General features: G+C 68.6%; 17 protein-coding genes. 5 read left to right on the forward strand and 12 right to left on the reverse strand.

Translation table 11 applies throughout. The features are described from left to right. The first annotated feature begins 59 nt into the window (after window positions 1-59). On the forward strand, window positions 60-875 hold the full coding sequence (locus A5655_RS14900; RefSeq protein WP_067011228.1) for a lysophospholipid acyltransferase family protein: 816 nt from the start codon (window positions 60-62) through the stop codon (window positions 873-875). A 27-nt stretch (window positions 876-902) separates the two neighbouring features. Here the strand turns inward: A5655_RS14900 and purQ are convergent, their stop codons facing one another. The 3 genes from purQ to A5655_RS14915 form a co-directional block, all read right to left on the reverse strand. Continuing rightward, entirely contained in the window at window positions 903-1,577 is a 675-nt protein-coding gene (gene purQ / locus A5655_RS14905) for a phosphoribosylformylglycinamidine synthase subunit PurQ (protein WP_067011229.1), read from the reverse strand. Then, complete coding sequence (gene purS / locus A5655_RS14910) at window positions 1,574-1,813, reverse strand: phosphoribosylformylglycinamidine synthase subunit PurS (protein WP_067011230.1); 240 nt, start codon at window positions 1,811-1,813, stop codon at window positions 1,574-1,576. The genes purQ and purS overlap by 4 nt, the downstream gene beginning before the upstream one ends. A gap of 64 nt (window positions 1,814-1,877) precedes the next feature. After that, window positions 1,878-2,609 (reverse strand): ATPase, encoded by a 732-nt coding sequence (locus A5655_RS14915; protein WP_067011295.1) that lies wholly within the window; start codon window positions 2,607-2,609, stop codon window positions 1,878-1,880. On the opposite strand from A5655_RS14915, the gene A5655_RS14920 reads away from it, so the two are divergent. After that, entirely contained in the window at window positions 2,586-3,224 is a 639-nt protein-coding gene (locus A5655_RS14920; protein ID WP_067011231.1) for an MBL fold metallo-hydrolase, read from the forward strand. The two genes, A5655_RS14915 and A5655_RS14920, sit on opposite strands and share 24 nt — an antisense overlap. A 79-nt stretch (window positions 3,225-3,303) precedes the next feature. Here A5655_RS14920 and A5655_RS14925 read toward each other — a convergent pair whose 3' ends face one another. Together A5655_RS14925 and A5655_RS14930 are read right to left on the reverse strand one after the other, a co-directional pair. Further along, the gene (locus A5655_RS14925) at window positions 3,304-4,968 is read right to left on the reverse strand and encodes an FAD-binding dehydrogenase (RefSeq protein WP_067011232.1); all 1,665 of its coding nucleotides are present in this window, start codon (window positions 4,966-4,968) and stop codon (window positions 3,304-3,306) included. Window positions 4,969-5,015: 47 nt separating this feature from the next. Next, window positions 5,016-5,720 (reverse strand): DUF2334 domain-containing protein, encoded by a 705-nt coding sequence (locus tag A5655_RS14930; protein WP_067011233.1) that lies wholly within the window; start codon window positions 5,718-5,720, stop codon window positions 5,016-5,018. 181 nt (window positions 5,721-5,901) lie between these two features. Here A5655_RS14930 and A5655_RS14935 point away from each other — a divergent pair, with 181 nt between their 5' ends. Then, entirely contained in the window at window positions 5,902-7,494 is a 1,593-nt protein-coding gene (locus A5655_RS14935) for a DHA2 family efflux MFS transporter permease subunit (RefSeq protein ID WP_067011234.1), read from the forward strand. Here the strand turns inward: A5655_RS14935 and A5655_RS14940 are convergent. Further along, window positions 7,491-8,054: a TetR/AcrR family transcriptional regulator gene (locus A5655_RS14940; RefSeq protein ID WP_067011235.1), complete on the reverse strand. Its 564-nt coding sequence runs from the start codon at window positions 8,052-8,054 to the stop codon at window positions 7,491-7,493. The genes A5655_RS14935 and A5655_RS14940 overlap by 4 nt on opposite strands. A gap of 94 nt (window positions 8,055-8,148) precedes the next feature. On the opposite strand from A5655_RS14940, the gene A5655_RS14945 reads away from it, so the two are divergent. Beyond that, window positions 8,149-8,595, forward strand: a complete 447-nt coding sequence (locus tag A5655_RS14945) for a DoxX family protein (RefSeq protein ID WP_067011297.1) — start codon at window positions 8,149-8,151, stop codon at window positions 8,593-8,595. On the opposite strand, the gene A5655_RS14950 is transcribed toward A5655_RS14945, so the two are convergent. Beyond that, entirely contained in the window at window positions 8,524-10,686 is a 2,163-nt protein-coding gene (locus A5655_RS14950; protein WP_067011236.1) for a S9 family peptidase, read from the reverse strand. The two genes, A5655_RS14945 and A5655_RS14950, sit on opposite strands and share 72 nt — an antisense overlap. Next, window positions 10,683-11,576, reverse strand: coding sequence for a phosphoribosylaminoimidazolesuccinocarboxamide synthase (locus tag A5655_RS14955; protein ID WP_067011237.1), 894 nt, complete (start codon window positions 11,574-11,576; stop codon window positions 10,683-10,685). Before A5655_RS14955 ends, A5655_RS14950 begins: the two co-directional genes overlap by 4 nt. Window positions 11,577-11,636: 60 nt before the next feature. Here A5655_RS14955 and A5655_RS14960 point away from each other — a divergent pair, with 60 nt between their 5' ends. Further along, on the forward strand, window positions 11,637-12,257 hold the full coding sequence (locus A5655_RS14960; protein WP_067011296.1) for a hypothetical protein: 621 nt from the start codon (window positions 11,637-11,639) through the stop codon (window positions 12,255-12,257). Between the two features lie 5 nt (window positions 12,258-12,262). Here A5655_RS14960 and A5655_RS14965 read toward each other — a convergent pair whose 3' ends face one another. Genes A5655_RS14965 through purB form a run of 4 tightly spaced genes read right to left on the reverse strand, consistent with a single transcriptional unit; the run spans window position 12,263 to window position 16,925 of the window. Then, complete coding sequence (locus tag A5655_RS14965; protein WP_197508697.1) at window positions 12,263-13,219, reverse strand: alpha/beta hydrolase family protein; 957 nt, start codon at window positions 13,217-13,219, stop codon at window positions 12,263-12,265. 54 nt (window positions 13,220-13,273) lie between these two features. Further along, window positions 13,274-14,266, reverse strand: a complete 993-nt coding sequence (locus A5655_RS14970; RefSeq protein WP_067011239.1) for a tellurite resistance/C4-dicarboxylate transporter family protein — start codon at window positions 14,264-14,266, stop codon at window positions 13,274-13,276. Continuing rightward, complete coding sequence (locus A5655_RS14975) at window positions 14,266-15,510, reverse strand: cytochrome P450 (protein ID WP_067011240.1); 1,245 nt, start codon at window positions 15,508-15,510, stop codon at window positions 14,266-14,268. Before A5655_RS14975 ends, A5655_RS14970 begins: the two co-directional genes overlap by 1 nt. Next, on the reverse strand, window positions 15,507-16,925 hold the full coding sequence (gene purB / locus A5655_RS14980) for an adenylosuccinate lyase (RefSeq protein ID WP_067011241.1): 1,419 nt from the start codon (window positions 16,923-16,925) through the stop codon (window positions 15,507-15,509). Before purB ends, A5655_RS14975 begins: the two co-directional genes overlap by 4 nt. Between the last annotated feature and the right edge of the window lie 23 nt (window positions 16,926-16,948).

Here is a 16,948-nt window from a genome sequence, read left to right on the forward strand (position 1 = left end):
GGTGGCGTTGCGCTCGCGCCGATGTTTAGGGCCTGCGTCACACCGGCAATCCGTTGCGAATGGCAGGCATCAAACAGCCGGCGGCCCAGAATCACGAGACGGCGAAATGGGATCCGGAGTTCACCCGACAGGTCGCTAGAGCCCTCGGTCCCCTGGTCAAGCGGTGGTATCGCGCCGAGGTGCGAAACGTCGAGAACATCCCGTCGACCGGCGGGGCGCTCGTGGTCTCCAACCACTCGGGCGGCATGTTCACGCCGGACGTGTTCATCTTCTCGCCGGCCTTCTACGACAAGTTCGGCTACGACCGCCCCGTCTACACCCTGGCCCATTACGGGCTGTTCATGGGCCCACTGGACGGATGGCTGCGCCGCCTCGGCGTCATCGAGGCGAACCGGAAAAACGCCGCCGCGGCATTGCACTCGGGCGCGATCGTGCTGGTTTTTCCGGGTGGCGACTACGACGCCTACCGGTCCACCTTCAGCGCGAACGTCATCGACTTCGACGGCCGCACCGGCTACGTGCGGACCGCCATCGAAGCCGGCGTGCCGATCGTGCCCACCGTGTCCATCGGCGCCCAGGAGACCCAGCTGTTCCTGACCCGCGGCAACTGGCTGGCGCGCGCGTTGCGACTCACGAAGGCCCGGATAAACATCCTGCCGGTCAGCTTCGGCTTCCCATTCGGCCTGAGCGTGATCTTCCCGCCCAACCTGCCGCTGCCTGCCAAGATCGTCACCGAGGTGCTCGAACCCATCGATGTGATCGCACGCTTCGGCGACGACCCGGACGTCGAAGAGGTCGACCTGCACGTTCGCACGGTGATGGAGGCGGCGCTCCAGCGGCTCGCGGACGAACGCCGGTTCCCCGTGCTGGGCTGAATTACGCCGCGCAGTAGGGATTTTCGGCTAGGCGGCGAGCACGGAGTTCAGCGCCGAATAGAACAGGCCCAGGCCATCGTCCGACGGTCCCGTCAGTGCCTCGATGGCGTGCTCGGGATGCGGCATCAGCCCGACGACGCGGCCGTTGGCCGAGCTGATGCCGGCGATGTCACGCTGCGAGCCGTTGGGGTTGTCGTGGTAGCGGAAAACCACCCGCCCCTCGCCCTCGAGCTCGTCCAGCACGTTGGCCGGGGCGACGTAGCGGCCCTCGCCCGACTTCAGCGGCACCAGCAGGTCCGCGCCGGGCTCAAAACGCGACGTCCACGCCGTCGAGGTCGATGCGACCCGTAGCCACACATCGCGGCACACGAAGTGCAAACCCGCGTTGCGGGTCAGGGCACCGGGCAGCAGCCCGGCCTCGCAGATCACCTGAAAACCGTTGCAAATTCCCAATACCGGCATTCCGCGTCCCGCGGCGTCGACCACTTCGGCCATCACCGGGGCGAACCTCGCGATCGCACCGGCGCGCAGGTAGTCGCCGTAGGAGAAGCCGCCGGGAACCACCACCGCGTCGACCCCCTTCAGGTCCGCATCGGCGTGCCATAGAGCCACCGCCTCAGCGCCGACGCGCCGCGCCGCGCGGGCGGCGTCGACGTCGTCAAGCGTGCCGGGAAAGGTGATCACGCCGATGCGCGCCGTCACTGCGCCTCCCGGCTGATCGTCCAGTCCTCGATCACGGTGTTGGCCAACAGCGATTCGGCGATCTCGGCGAGCGTCGCGTCGTCGACGGACTCGTCGACTTCGAGCTCAAATCGCTTGCCCTGGCGGACTTCCGAGATCCCGGGGTGGCCGAGCCGACCCAGCGCACCCACAATTGCCTGACCCTGCGGGTCCAAAATCTCCGCTTTGGGCATCACATGAACGACCACCCGGCTCACCGGCGCTCCTCCTCAGGGCTCGTCTCGGCACCCAACTCTACCGGCGAGCGGTGCCGACGGCCGGTCACGGGCACGAGGCGATATAGGCGTCGCACAGCGGCGCGATCATGGAATTCAGCACCGGATCGTCCGCCATCGCCGGCCAGGACACCTGCGGCGGCCCCTGCGACCACAGCGTGAGCTCGCTGACCGTGCTGCTCGCCACGTGGGCCACCAGGTAGGTGTGCATCACCACCGGGCCGCTGACCACCGCCGCCATCCGATTCGGCTCTTCGCTGGTGATCGACGGCGACTGCGCCGGGACCCGTTGCTGGCAGCCGCGCAGGGCGGCGACGGCGTTGCTGAACACCCCGGCCGCGATGGAGCCGCCGCGGGCCGTGTCACCGCGCCAGTGCAGGATTTCGGCCTGCAACTGCCACTGACCGTCCGGGTGGGTGATCGTCACGCGCGCCGCGACCGCCGATGCGCGGGCGTCCTGCGGCGCCTCCGGTGAGGCACACAGATCCTCGAAGCGAAACCTCGCTGTGCCGGCGCCCGTCAACGGAACCGACGAACCGGCCAGCGACGGCCAGCTGTATACCGAGTCCAGCGGCACCGCGCGCTGCGGGATCCAGGCGCTGTTCGGGATCTGGTCGCAGGTGGTCGGGCAAGTCTCCGGGTCCGCGTGGGTGGGCACCGCGACGATCAGGGCCACCACGAAGCCGCCGACAGCCAGCATCGCCGCCAGGATCACCCGCATCGGCATCACCCCCGTCAGGGCACAATCGTAAATATGCAACTTACGCACTTCGGCCATTCCTGCCTACTTGCCGAGTTCGACAACACGCGTGTGCTTTTTGATCCCGGTACCTTCGCGCACGGTTTCGAGGGAATCACGGGCCTGGACGCCATCCTGATCACCCACCAGCACCCCGACCACGTCGACGTGAGCCGGCTGCCCTCGCTGCTCGAGGGTAATCCCGATGCGGCGCTTTACGCCGACCCGCAAACCACCGAGCAACTGGGCACGCCGTGCCGGGCGGTGCACGTCGGCGACGAGCTGCAGATCGGCGAGCTGACCGTCCGGGCCGTCGGCGGCCGGCACGCGGTGATCCACCCGGAAATCCCTGTGATAGAGAACATTTCGTTTCTGATCGGCGACGGGGGCCACGCGGCGCGGTTGATGCACCCCGGCGACGCGCTGTTCGTGCCCGACGAGCCGGTGGACGTACTGGCCACGCCGGCGGCCGCCCCGTGGATGAAGATCGCCGAGGCCGTGGACTACCTGCGCGCGGTGGCGCCGGTGCGGGCGGTGCCGATCCACCAGGGGATCATCGCCCCGGACGCGCGGGGCATCTACTACGGCCGGCTCACCGAGATGACCACCACCGACTTCCAGGTGCTGCCCGAAGAAAACGCGGTCACCTTCTAGGTTTCGCCGAGCGTCGCGCCAGCGTCGCTCTCGGCCTCGAGCGTTGCGCTGGCGTGACGCTCGGCAATGGAGCCGCCTCCTACGAAATGTCGTCGGCGGCGCCGCGGCCGGCGGCGCGACCGGAGAAGATGCAGCCACCTAGAAACGTGCCCTCCAGCGCCCGGTAGCCGTGCACGCCGCCGCCGCCGAATCCGGCCACCTCGCCGGCGGCATACAGCCCGTTCAGCGGGGTGCCGTCGGCCGTCAACACCCGCCCGGCCAGGTCGGTTTCGATGCCGCCCAACGTCTTTCGGGTCAGGATGTGCAGCTTGACGGCGATCAGCGGCCCGGCCTTCGGATCGGTCAGCCGGTGCGGCGCCACCACGCGGCCCAGCCGGTCGCCGAGGTAGCCGCGCGCGGCCCGGATCGCGGTGATCTGGCCGTCCTTGCTGAACCGGTTGGCCACCTCGCGGTCGCGGGCGGTCACCTCGGCCTCCACCGTGGCGTAGTCCAGTGGCTCCACATCGGGCAGCTTGTTCATCGCGGTCACCAGCTCGCGCAGCGAGTCCGCGCTGACGAAGTCCACGCCCCGGTCGATGAATGCCTGCACCGGTGCCGGCGGTCCGGAGCTGGCCCGGTTGCGCACCAGCTCGCGCACGCTCTGCCCGGTCAGGTCGGGGTTCTGTTCCTGGCCGGAGAGGGCGAACTCCTTTTCAATGATCCTGGCGTTCAACACAAACCAGGTGTAGTCATGCCCGGACTTGGTGATGTGCTCGAGCGTGCCGAGGGTGTCGAAGCCGGGATACAGCGGCACCGGCAACCGCTTGCCGGACGCGTCCAGCCATAGCGACGAGGGGCCCGGGATGATGCGGATGCCGTGCAGCGGCCAGATCGGGTCGTGGTTGGTGATGCCCTCGGTGTAGTGCCACATCCGGTCGGGGTTGATCACCCGCGCACCGGCCCGCTGGGAGATGCCGATCATCCTGCCGTCGACGTGCGCGGGCACGCCGCTGAGCAGCTGCTCGGGGACGCGGCCCATCCGTGCCGGCCAGTTCTTGCGCACCAGCTCGTGATTGCCGCCGATGCCGCCGCTGGTGACGATCACCGCAGGCGCACGGAATTCGAACTGCCCCACCGCATTTCGCGACGAAGTCACGCCGCGTGCGGCCGCCGAGGGCTCCAACACCGTGCCGCGGACGCCGGTCACCGCCGCGCCCTCGACGATCAGCTCGTCGACCCGGTGGCGGTGCGCGAAGCGCACCGACGAACGATCCCGCAGCTGGCGCGCGAAGATCTCGACCAGGGCCGGCCCGGTACCCCAGGTGATGTGAAAGCGGGGCACCGAATTGCCGTGTCCCTGCGCGCCGTAACCGCCGCGTTCGGCCCAGCCCACCAGCGGAAAGATCTTGAGCCCCCGGGCGCGCAGCCAGCTGCGTTTCTCCCCGGCGGCGAAATCGACGTAGGCGTGCGCCCATTGGCGTGGCCAGTAGTCCTCGGGCCGGTCGAACGCCGCCGTGCCGAGCCAATCCTGCAGGGCCAGCTCGTGGCTGTCGCGGATGCCCAGGCGGCGCTGCTCCGGGCTGTCGACGAAGAACAGACCACCGAACGACCAGAACGCCTGCCCACCCAGATTGGCGCTGTTCTCCTGGTCGAGGATCAGCACCCGCAGGCCGCGCTCCACCAACTCGCAGGCGGCCACCAGACCCGAAAGACCGGCACCGACAATGATCGCGTCAGCGGCGAACCCTGCCGAAGAATCGCTCATGTCCGAACAGGGTAATGCGCCCGGCGGACGGCCAATCAGGCGCTGGGTCAGGCCGCGTCGAGGACCGCCCGGTCGGACCGCCACTTGTACACCGTCGGGGTGCAGCCGTGCATCGACGCGAGGTCGACGGCGTCCAGCATCGCCTGCAGTGGCCCGGGCTTGCGCAGTTGGTGCGCGGCCACCGCGACCCGCACGATGCCGTCGCGGCGCGCGATCCGCTCCGCGGACAGCACGACCATGCGGCACCACCACGGCTCGGTCAGGAAGCCCTCGCCGATGCCCAGCACCCGGGTGCGGACGGTGCTGTGCCGGACCAGGTCGGTGATCCCGTGCAGATCGGCGAGCAGCCGGAAGCCGTTCTGCGGCAATGCCTTGACCACACCCGGGGACACCACCCAGCCCGGCGCCGCGAAGAGCCGGGTGCGCAGCCCGAGGTGCTCGAGGACCCGGTCGGCACCCATCAGTCGGAGGTTGGCCTCGTGCGCGCGCAGCACCGCGAATTCGCCGCGACGCTTCTTGGTTGCGGGGTCGTCGTAGCCGTGCAGCACGATGGCGTCGCCGCCGGCTCGACGGGCGGTCAGCCACTCCACGGTGCGCGGGTCGCGGTCGAGCCGGTAGTCGCCCTTGAGCCGGGGGGCAACCAGCAACGAAACCGGCACCTTGCGGGCGTCCATTTGCGCGCAGAACGCCTCGACGTCGCCCAGGGTGCGCTCACCGATCCCCGAGACCGAGACGATCAATTTTCCAGACACACCTGCAGTTTGACGATTCCAGGTGTCGGGATGGTGAAGGACACGCAGACGGCAGGCGTATATCGGCCCCGCCGCGAAGCCCGTCGAGGGCGGCCGGAGCCGTGAAAATACCGCCAACGAACCGCCCTGCCGGGCCGCGGCAGCAAACGCGTTCCGGCACGCCGCCGTGGATCGATTCGATATGCTAAGCAACGTCATGGACAGCTCGCCGCCCACCGCTCCCCCTCAGCATCCGGGCGCCCATGTCTACCCCGACAAGCTGGACGCCAGGCTGTTTCGGGTCTCCGGGGTATGCCTCCTTGCCACCGTGATGGCGATCCTGGACGTCACGGTCGTCGCCGTCGCGCAACGCACCTTCATCGACCAGTTCGGCTCGTCGCAGGTCGTCGTCGCCTGGACGATGACCGGCTACACGCTGGCGCTGGCGACCGTGATCCCGCTAACGGGCTGGGCCGCCGACCGGTTCGGCACCAAACGGCTTTTCATGGGATCGGTGGTCGCATTCGCACTTGGCTCGCTGCTGTGCGCGGTGGCGTCAACGATCCTGCAGCTCATCGTGTTTCGGGTGGTGCAGGGCATCGGCGGCGGCATGCTGATGCCGCTGGGGTTCATGATCATGACCCGCGAGGCCGGCCCCGCGCGGCTCGGCCGCCTGATGTCCATCCTCAGCATCCCCATGCTGCTCGCCCCGATCGGTGGTCCCATCCTCGGCGGCTGGCTTATCGACACCTCGAGCTGGAGGTGGATCTTCCTGATCAACCTGCCGATCGGGCTCCTGACGCTGGTCCTGGCGGCGATCGTGTTCCCGAGGGATCACCCGGCCCGGTCGGAGACTTTCGACGTCGTAGGTGCGCTGCTGCTGTCACCCGGACTGGCGACGTTCCTGTTCGCGGTGTCGTCCGTCCCGCGCTGCGGGACGGTGGCCGACCGACGGGTGTTGGTACCGGCGGCCGTCGGCCTGGCGTTGATCGCCGCGTTCGTCGTGCATGCGCGGCGCCGCGCCGACCATCCCCTGATCGATCTGCGGCTCTTCCAAAACAAGGTGATCACCCACGCCAACGTGACGATGCTGCTCTTCGCCGCCGCGTTCTTCGGCGCGGGCCTGCTGCTCCCGAGCTACTGCCAGCAGGTGCTGCACCAGACGCCGATGCAGGCCGGCGTGCACATGATCCCCCAGGGGCTCGGCGCCATGCTGACCATGCGGCTGACCGGACCGCTGGTGGACCGGCAGGGGCCGGGCAAGATCGTGCTGGTCGGCATCGCGCTGATCACCGCCGGAATGGGCGCGTTCGCGTTCGGCGTGGCCCGGCAGGCCGCATACCTGCCCACACTGCTGGTTGCCCTGGCCGTCATGGGGCTGGGCATGGGGTGCACCATGATGCCGCTGTCCGTCGCGTCGGTGCAGGCGCTCTCCCCACACCAGATCGCCCGCGGCACAACGCTGATGAGCGTCAGCAATCAGGTCGGCGGCTCGATGGGAACCGCGTTGATGTCCATGATCCTCACCAACCAGTTCAACCGAAGCGAGAACGTCGCCGCGGCAAACAAACTCGCAGCCCTGCAGCAGAAGGCGGCCGCGACCGGGACCCCGATCGACCCGTCCGCGGTACCGCCGGAAGCGCTCGCCCCCGGCTTCCCCGGCAACGTGCTGCACGACCTTTCCCACGCCTACACAACGGTATTCGTGATCGCGGCCGTCTTGGTGACGTTCACCGTCATCCCGGCGATGTTTCTGCCGAGGCAGCCCGCCAGCGTGACGGCGGGCGAGGATTAACCCTCGAACAGCATGGTGGCGATCCGCATCACGGTGTCCATCGGATCGGCCTGTTTGACCTGAGCGTTGACGGCCTCGTTGAGCCACAGCGTCGAAAACCCGTGCACGAGTGACCAGGCCGCGAGCTGAGCGGCGGCGGGATCGGCGCGCGCGTTGGGATCCCGTAGCGTCGCGACCCCGCGGGACAGCTCGGAACCGGCCGCGGCCTCGGCGGCGGCCAGTTCGGCGTCGGCGGCGTCCAGCAGCGACCTGTCGAACATCACCCGATAGTGGCCGGGGTGCTCGAGGGCGAACCGCACGTAGGCCAGGGCGGCGTCGGTGAAGTTGCCCCGGGCCTGCGTCAGCGCCTCCGTCAGCAGCGCAAAGCCCTCGGTGGCCAGCGCGGTGAACAACCCGCGCCGATCGGTGAAGTGGTGGGCGGGAGCGGCGTGCGACACGCCCGCGCTGCGCGCCAACTCCCGTAGCGAGATCCCGTCGGCGCCGCGCTCGGCCACCAGGCGCGCGGCCTCGGCGAGGATCACCGCGCGCAGGTCGCCGTGGTGGTAATTGGGCCGGGTCACGGGCCCAGCATACCGACCGAACTTGACAGTGACTAGATCCCCGTTTACCTTCGAGTGCTAAGATCTTGTCACTGTCTAGATTGGAATGATTCCCATGGCCCCGTTGATCGCGCTGCTGTTGAGCACCATCGCCGCCCGGAGCATCGGCTGGCTCGGCGTCGCCTACGTCAACAGCTGGACGGCCGCGCTCGCCGTCGGGCTGGCGGCGATGTTCCTGCTGACCGGTTTTTCACACTTCGCGCCGCCGCTGCGGCGCGACCTCATCGCGATCGTGCCGCCGCGCCTGCCCGCCCCGGGCTATCTGGTCACCATCACCGGACTGCTGGAGCTGCTCGGGGCCATCGGCTTGCTCGTTCCCGTGACCCGGGTGGCGGCCGCCGTCTGCCTCCTGGTGCTGATGCTGGCCATGTTCCCGGCAAACGTCTACGCCTCCCGGATGCCCGATCCGCCCAAGTCGATGACGACCCGGCTACCCCTGCGGGCCGCGATGCAGGTCGTCTTCCTGGCCGCCGCCGTAGCGGTCGCGGTCGGCAGCGGCTAGCAGCCACGCGTACTGGAACGCGGTTTCCTGCCAGGCCTTGTAGCGGCCGCTGACGCCCCCGTGACCCGCGTTCATCTGGGTCTTCAACAGGATCGGATTGCCGTCGGTGTTGGCGTGGCGCAACGCCGCGACCCACTTGGCGGGCTCGACGTAGTAGACCCGGGTGTCATTCAACGAGGTCATCGCCAGGATCGCCGGGTACCGCCTGGCCTCGACGTTTTCGTAGGGCGAATACGACTTCATGTACGAGTAAACATCGCTGTCGCTCAGCGGGTTTCCCCATTCGTCCCATTCGGTGACCGTCAGCGGCAAAGAGGGATCGAGGATGGTGGTCAGCGGGTCGACGAACGGGACCTGCGCGAGGATGCCGGCGAAAAGGTCCGGCGCCAGGTTGGCCACGGCGCCCACCAACAGGCCGCCCGCGCTGCCCCCCAGCGCGACCAGCTGCTGCGGTCGGGTCATGCCCGCGTCCACCAAATGCCTTGCCACCGCGACAAAGTCGGTGAAGGTGTTCTTCTTCTCCAAGAGCTTGCCGTGCTCGTACCACAGCCGGCCCATCTCGCCACCGCCGCGGACGTGGGCGATGACGAACACCATACCCCGGTCCAGCAACGACAGGCGGGCGATGGAAAAGCTTGGGTCGGTGCATATCTCGTAGGCGCCGTAACCGTAGAGCAATGCCGGCGCCGGAAACTCGAGGTCGGCGCGGTGCACGATCGACACCGGGACCCGGGTCCCGTCGTCCGCGCGCGCCCAGTCGCGCCGTTCGACGTAGTCGTCGGGCCGGTAGCCGCCGAGGACGGGTTGCTCGCGCAGCAACGTGCGCTCGCCGGTGGCGAGGTCGACGTCGTAAACCTGCGCCGGAGTGACCAACGATCCCGCCCTGATCCGCAGCTTGGGCGAATCCCAGGTCGGGTTGCCGCCGAGCCCGCTCGACATCAGCTCCGAGTCGAACGAGATTTCCTCGGGTTCACCGTATTGTCCGTCGGAGCCGATGGGCCACAACTGAATTCGGGGCAACGCCTCGCGGCGGTAGCTGACGACGAGATGACGGGCGAAGGCGTCCAGTCCGTCGAGCCGGACGTCGTCGCGGTGCGGGATCAGGGTGCGCTGCCGCGTCGGATCGCTGACGGGCGCCTCGGTGAGCATGAAGTTCACCGCGCCGTCGTTGTGCAGGATCAGAAATCGGTCCTCCCCGCCGACCATCGCGTGCTCGACCGAATACTCCACACCTTCGCGCCGCGGCAGCACGACGGTGAACGGCGCCTGCGGGTCGGCGGAGTCGGCGTAGCGGATTTCGGAGGTGATGGACGAACCCGCCGCTATGAACACGTACTTCTCGCTTCGGGTGAGCCCGACCCCCAGCCAATACCGTTCGTCGGCCTCGTGATACACCAGTTCCGACGGCTCGCCTGCGCCGAGCCGGTAGCGCCACACCTTGTCGGGGCGATGGGCGGGATCGAGGGTCAGGTAATACACCGTGCGGTTATCGGCCGCCCACGTCGCTCCCGCGGCGATGTCCGCGATCTCGTCGGGGTATTGCTCGCCGGTGCGTAAGTCCCTGAACCGCAGGGTATAACGTTCATCGCCGACCGTATCGACGGAGTACGCCAGCAGGTTGCCGTCCAGGCTGACCATCGCGGCGCCCAGGGCGAAGAATTCGTGGCCCTCGGCTTCCACGTTGGAGTCGAGCAAGACCTGCTCGCCGGGGATTTCGGTGTTCTCGTCGAGCATCGGCGGATCCCAATCCTCGGGATCGGCGACCGGGCAACGGCACTGGACGCGGTACTGCTTCCCCTCGAAGGTGCGGGCGTAGTACCACCAGTCGCCCTGTCGCGTCGGCACCGACAGATCCGTCTCCTTGGTACGCGACTTGATCTCATCGAAGATCTTCTGCCGCAACGGTTCCAGATCCGCCGTCATCGCGTCGGCGTAGTCGTTCTCGGCCTCCAGGTACCCGATGACCTCGGGGTCGGCCTTGTCGCGCAACCACTCGTACGGATCGATGAAGACGTCACCGTGGAATTCCCGCCGGGTCTCCACCCGCTTCGCGACGGGCGGCGTGGGCGCGTCCAGTGCGGCGTCGGTCATGCGCCCGGGCCGATCCAGTCGCCGAAGCTCAGGCCCGAAATACGCTCGTACGCCTCGATATAACGACTCCGGGTGGCGTCGATGATGTCGTCGGGAAGCGGCGGCGGGGGCTTGGATCCGTGCCGATCCCAACCGGACTCGGGGCTGGTCAGCCAGTTGCGGACGAACTGCTTGTCGAAACTGGTCTGGACCACACCGGCCCGGTAATCGCGGGCGGGCCAGTACCGCGAGGAGTCCGGGGTGAAGATTTCGTCGGCCAGCAGCAGGTTGCCGTCGCGGTCGCTGCCGAATTCGAACTTGGTGTCGGCGATGATGATTCCCCTCGTCAGCGCGTGATCGGCGGCCTGGATGTAGATCTGCAGCGTGCGGTCGCGCAGCTGATTGGCCCGCACCGCGCCCACCAGCTCGATCACCCGGGCGAACGAAATGTTCTCGTCGTGGTCCCCCAGCGCCGCCTTCGTGGCCGGGGTGAACAGCGGGTTGGCGAACTTGCTGGCCTCCACCAGGCCCGGCGGCAGCGCGATGCCGCAGACCTTGCCGGTCGCCTGGTAGTCCAGCAGCCCCGAGCCGGTCAGGTATCCGCGGGCCACGCACTCCACCGGAAGCATCTCGAGCCGCCGCACCACCAGCGCGCGGCCCAGCACCTCGTCGGGGATGCGCGGGTCGTCGGGCGGTCCGGCCAGGTGGTTGGGGGCGTCGACGAGGCCGAAGAAGAAGACGCTCATCGCGGTCAGGATGCGTCCCTTGTCCGGGATGGTGCTGTCGAGGACGTAGTCGTACGCGGAGATCCGGTCGCTCGCCACCAGCAGCAGGTGCTCGTCGTCGACGCGGTAGATCTCGCGGACCTTGCCGCTGGCCAGGTGCTCGTACTCGGACAGTGCAGGGCGCATCGAGCCAGCCTATCGGGCGCCGCGTGGCCGGCCCTGTGCTGGTATTGCGCTATGACATCGCTGCCATCGCGGGTTCTGCCCTACGCCACCACGCCCGGCCGGCTGGCCGTCCAACTGTTCAGCGACTTCGCCATCTTCCTGTGGACGGCGCTGTGGCTGGTCGTCGGCACGGCCGTCTACGACGCCATCTCGACCATCGCCGAGGCCGGCCGGCAGGTCGAGGTCGGCGCGAACGGGGTCGCGGGCAACCTGGCGTCGGCCGGCCAGGGCGCGCACAACATCCCGGTGGTCGGCGATGCGGTCAGCAAGCCGCTCGCCTCGGCCAGCGCGGCCGCCCTTGACATCGCCGGGGCGGGGCACAGCCTGGAAACCACCGCGGGCTGGCTCGCGGTGCTGGCGGCGCTGGCCGTCGTCGCCGTGCCGCTGCTCATCGTGGACATCCCGTGGCTGTTGCTGCGGCTGCGCTTCTTCCGGCGCAAGTGGACCGTCAGCGGCCTGGCCACGAACCCGGCCGGCGAACAGCTGCTGGCGCTGCGGGCCCTGACCAACCGGGCGCCGCGCAAGCTGGCCGCGATCAGCGCGGACCCGGTCGGCGGGTGGCGGCACGAGGATCCGGCCACCATCCGGGCGCTGGCCGCGCTGGAACTACGGTCGGCCGGAATCGCACTGCGCGCGCGCTGACCCGGCTATGCGCCGAGCGCGGGCCCGACGGTGGTGTTCCAGGACTCCTGCATCTCCGACTCGAACAGGCCCCAGGTGTGCGAGCCCTCGGGACGGACAACGTAGGTGATCGGCACCCCTGCGGCGTTCGCGGCATCGGCGAATCGCTTGGTGCTGTCCGCCGTGATGCGCTCGATGAGGCCGCCGGCGACGTTGGGCCCGAAGCCCGCGGGCAGCCGGTCCACGTCGCCCACGCCGCCGCTACCCGACGCGGCGGCGTAAACCGCGACGCCCCTCAACTTTCCGGCGTTCTTCGACGGGTCGTGTGCCACCCAGCCGGGACCACCCAGGGGTCCCCACATGTTCTCGGCGCTTTGGCCGCCACTTGCCAGGGTCAGCGCGACCTGTTGGGCCTCGTCCGGGTCGGAGACGGACGGAAAACCGCTGTAGGAAGCGACGGCCCGGAAGACTCCCGGCGCCTGAACGGCGTAATCGATGGCCGTGCCGCCGGTACTCGACAATCCGCCGACCGCGTTCTTGCCGTTGGCGTGGTACTGCGCGTTGATCAGCGGGGGCAGTTCCCTGGTCATGTAGGTCTGGTACTGCTTGCCGCCGTCGTTGACCCAGTTGGTAAACCAGCTGAAGGCACCGCCGAGCGGGGAGACGACGTTGACGTTCTTGTTGGCGAAGAATCCCTGGATGTCGGTCATCCCGAACCAAGCGCTGTTGTCGCCGCCGTCGATGCCGGGTAGCAGGTAAAACGTGGGCGCACCCGCGTTGGGGGCCCTGTAGACATCGTTGACGATGACGGTGTTCATCGCGGGCGAGTAGACGGACACCTTGTCCCAACGGTCGTTGACGTGCTGGATGTCGGTGATGTGTGCGCCCTGCGGCGGGTCCGCCGCGGCGACCGGAATCGCCAGCATCGGCAGCGCAGCGAGCAGTGCAACAACGAACGAGCGAACACGCGAAGTTTTGGTCACGGGGAGATTATGCATGTTCGTGTGCGACGGATCACCCCGAGGCGCGATTTGCGGTCAGCGGCGGTCACCCACCAGCCGCCACCCGCGCAGCAAGCCGGCGACGGCCACAATCAGCCACGCCGCCAACGCGTCCCAGAAGAAGACCAGCGAAACGGTGGTCAACCAGCACTGACCGATTTCGGCGGCCATGGCGTAGCTGGCGGCGGAGTACATGCCCAGGGGGAACACCAGCGCCCACCACACTCCGGCGTACCGCAGCGAATCCGGCCGCCGGTTGATCCCGCGCAGGCCGAAGTAGACCAGCGGTGGTATCCACAGGCTGGCCGCCACCCAGGTGACGACGGTGACCACCCGCACCGGCCCCGCCAGCCAGTCAGGCGCCAGGCAGTGGATGTTGTCGCCGGCCAATGTCGCAATGGCCAACCCACCCATCAGAATCCAGCTGTCCGGCGCGAAGCCCTCGCGATGCCGGCGTTCGCCGACCGCGCGCCAGACGATCAGCGACGTCATCAGGCCATAGATGCACAGCGCGGCCGCCCACATCGGCACGGCAACCGTCAGCCACCAGCGATGGCCGGTATGCCGCGCCAGCTGAGTCAGCACGGTCGCCAGACCGGATGTCCCGACGCTGGCGAGTTCCCACGCGCCGTGGGCGTGGTCGCGCAGCGCAGCCCGGCTGTGCGCCAACATGTTCCGCGCGCTGAGCACGGTCAGCACGAGCCAGGACGAAAGCGCGAGCACGCCGAGCGGGCCCAGCACCCACAGGTTGGACGACAGGCGGGAGTCGATCACGGCGCACGCGGCCACGAAGGTGAACAGCCTCAGGGTGACATCGGGATCCGTGAGATCCCAGCGGTTCCGGCGCCCGATCGCGGTCAGGACCACCAATGCGGTCAGCAACACCAAGCCGACGGTGGCCACGACGCCGAGCGCGTCGCTGACCCATCGGTATCCGTGATCGCGCGCGCCGATCGACAAGATTCCGGTCGCCATCACCGCGGCGAAGACATCGGGTGGCGGCTCGGCATCGACGACCCGGACCGTCACTATTCCTCGAGTAGCTCCACAACCAGGTGCCGGATGCCGGTGTGCCGATTGCTGCGGGTCCATTCGACGGGCCGGGCGATCCGCACGGAACCGAAGCGGGTCAGCAGCTCCTCGAACAGGACCCGCAGTTCCAGCCGGGCCAGATTGGCGCCCAGGCAATAGTGGATGCCCTGCCCGAATCCCAAGTGCGGGTTCGGTTTCCGGACGATGTCGAACTTGTCGGCGCGGTCGAACACTTCGGCGTCGCGGTTAGCCGAGCCCTCCCAGATCTGAACCTTCTGTCCCGCCCGGATGGACTGCCCGCCGAGCGTGACGTCGCGCGTGGCGGTGCGCCGCTTCGACGGCGACGGCGACGTCCACCGCACCATCTCCTCGACCGCCGTCGGCAGCAGGCCGAAATCCGAACGCAGCGCGTGCAATTGCTCCGGGTGGTCGGCCAGCGCCAGCAGTCCGCCGGCGACGGCGTTGCGGGTCGTCTCCGCGCCCGCGCTGAACAGCAGGCTGAAGAACAGGTACAGCTCGAGATCGGAAAGCGCCGGCGCGTCCTCGTCGTCGACGGTGGCATTCGCGACGACTGACAGCATGTCGTCAGTCGGCTCGGCACGCTTGGCCGCGATCAGCTCCTGACCGTAGGCATACATCCGCGACCCGGCCTCCGCGTCGGACAGTTGCGAGAGGGCCGCCTTGCGGGAGCCGCCGAAGTCGAACTGCGGCTCGATGGCCTGGAACAGCCAATGCCGTTCGGACTCCGGCACTCCCAGCAGGATGCAGATCATCTGCATCGGCAGTTCGGCGGCGATGTCGACCAGGAAGTCGAACGGTTCGCCCGGCACCACCGCGTCGAGCAGCCGGCGCGCCCGGGTCCGCAGGTCGTCCTCGACGCGGCCGATCATGCGCGGTGTCAGCCCGGAGCTGACGAGGCGCCGGATCTGGGTATGGCGGGGGTCGTCCATCATGTTGAGCACCTGGCCCGCGATGGCCAGGTCCTGCAGCAGCGTGCCGCCGTACGGCCGTTGCCCACCGGTGACCGACGAGTACGTCGCCGGGTCCTTCAGCACCTCAAGGGTTTCCGCGTACGTGGCGACGGACCAGAAGCCCTCGCCGTCGGGGGTGTTGTCGGTCGGCTCGTGCCAGTAGACCGGCGCCTCTCGCCGATGCACGGCAAACAGCTCGTGCGGAAACCCGCCGGCGAAATTGTCCAGGTCGGTGAAGTCGATCCCCGAGAGCGAGCGCGCGAGAGTCACAGGATCGCGCCCGGGGTGTATTTGGCCGCGTCCGGGTAGCGGCTCACCAACGCGTCCACCGCCGCGACCACATCGTCCACCTGGTCGCCCGCGGCCCCGGTGAACGCCTTCTTGTCGGCCAGCGCGGCGTCCAGCGCCGCGCGGTCCAGGGGCAGCCGCTCGTCGGCGGCCAAGCGGTCGAGCAGATCGGGCGCGGCGCCGCGTTCCCGCATGGCCAGCGCCGTCGCCACCGCGTGCTCCCGGATCACGTGGTGGGCCGCCTCGCGACCCATGCCGGCGCGCACCGCGGCCATCAATACCTTGGTGGTGGCCAGGAACGGCAGGTAGCGATCCAGCTCGTGGGCGATCACCGCCGGGTAGGCGCCGAACTCGTCGAGCACGGTCAGGAACGTCTCGATCTGCCCGTCGACGGCAAAGAAGCTGTCCGGCAACGCAACTCGACGGACCACCGAGCAGAACACGTCGCCCTCGTTCCACTGCGCGCCGGCCAGCTCGGCCGCCATCGAGGCGTAGCCGCGCAGCACCACCTGCAACCCGTTGACCCGTTCGCAGCTGCGGGTGTTCATCTTGTGCGGCATCGCCGACGAGCCGACCTGCCCTTCGGCGAACCCCTCGGTGACGAGCTCGTGCCCGGCCATCAGCCGGATGGTGTGCGCCATCGACGACGGGCCGGCGCCGAGCTGCACCAGCGCGGAGAGCACGTCGTGATCCAGCGACCGCGGGTAGATCTGCCCGACGCTGGTCAAAACCGTTGCGAACCCGAGAAAGTCGGCGACGCGTCGCTCGAGTTCGGTCAGCTTGGCCGCATCGCCGCCAAGCAGGTCGAGCATGTCCTGGGCGGTGCCCATGGGGCCCTTGATGCCGCGCAGCGGGTAACGGTCGATCAGCTCGCCCATCCGGCCCAACGCGATCAGCGTCTCCTGGGCCGCCGAGGCGAACCGCTTGCCCAGCGTGGTGGCCTGCGCGGCGACGTTGTGGCTGCGGCCGGCCATCACCAGGTCGCGATACGTCACGGCCCGCTCGGCCAGCCGCGCCGCCACCGCAACGCCATGGGAGAAAACCAATTCCAGCGACCGCCGGATCTGCAACTGCTCGACGTTCTCGGTGAGGTCGCGGCTGGTCATCCCCTTGTGCACGTGCTCGTGGCCGGCCAGCGCGTTGAATTCCTCGATGCGGGCCTTGACGTCGTGGCGAAGCGCGCGTTCGCGGTCGGCGATCGAGGCCAGGTCGACGTCGTCGAGCACCCGTTCGTAGTCGGCGATCGCCTCGGGGGGAACGTCCACGCCGAGCTCGGCCTGGGCCCGCAGCACGGCCAGCCACAGCCGCCGCTCCGCGACGACCTTGGCCTCCGGCGACCAGATCGCGACCATCTCGGCGCTGGCGTACCGGGTGGCCAGCACGTTCGGAATGCTCACAAGCACACAGCTTACGGTTCGCC

Source organism: Mycobacterium sp. 1081908.1, from assembly GCF_001673535.1.
GTDB lineage: Bacteria > Actinomycetota > Actinomycetes > Mycobacteriales > Mycobacteriaceae > Mycobacterium.

Coding starts and splice junctions, on each gene's coding strand:
- A5655_RS14900 (WP_067011228.1), top strand. CDS start 60: ATGGCAGGCATCAAACAGCCGGCGGCCCAGAATCACGAGACGGCGAAA.
- A5655_RS14920 (WP_067011231.1), top strand. CDS start 2,586: ATGCAACTTACGCACTTCGGCCATTCCTGCCTACTTGCCGAGTTCGAC.
- A5655_RS14915 (WP_067011295.1), bottom strand. CDS start 2,609: ATGGCCGAAGTGCGTAAGTTGCATATTTACGATTGTGCCCTGACGGGG.
- A5655_RS14925 (WP_067011232.1), bottom strand. CDS start 4,968: ATGAGCGATTCTTCGGCAGGGTTCGCCGCTGACGCGATCATTGTCGGT.
- A5655_RS14935 (WP_067011234.1), top strand. CDS start 5,902: ATGCTAAGCAACGTCATGGACAGCTCGCCGCCCACCGCTCCCCCTCAG.
- A5655_RS14945 (WP_067011297.1), top strand. CDS start 8,149: ATGGCCCCGTTGATCGCGCTGCTGTTGAGCACCATCGCCGCCCGGAGC.
- A5655_RS14950 (WP_067011236.1), bottom strand. CDS start 10,686: ATGACCGACGCCGCACTGGACGCGCCCACGCCGCCCGTCGCGAAGCGG.
- A5655_RS14955 (WP_067011237.1), bottom strand. CDS start 11,576: ATGCGCCCTGCACTGTCCGAGTACGAGCACCTGGCCAGCGGCAAGGTC.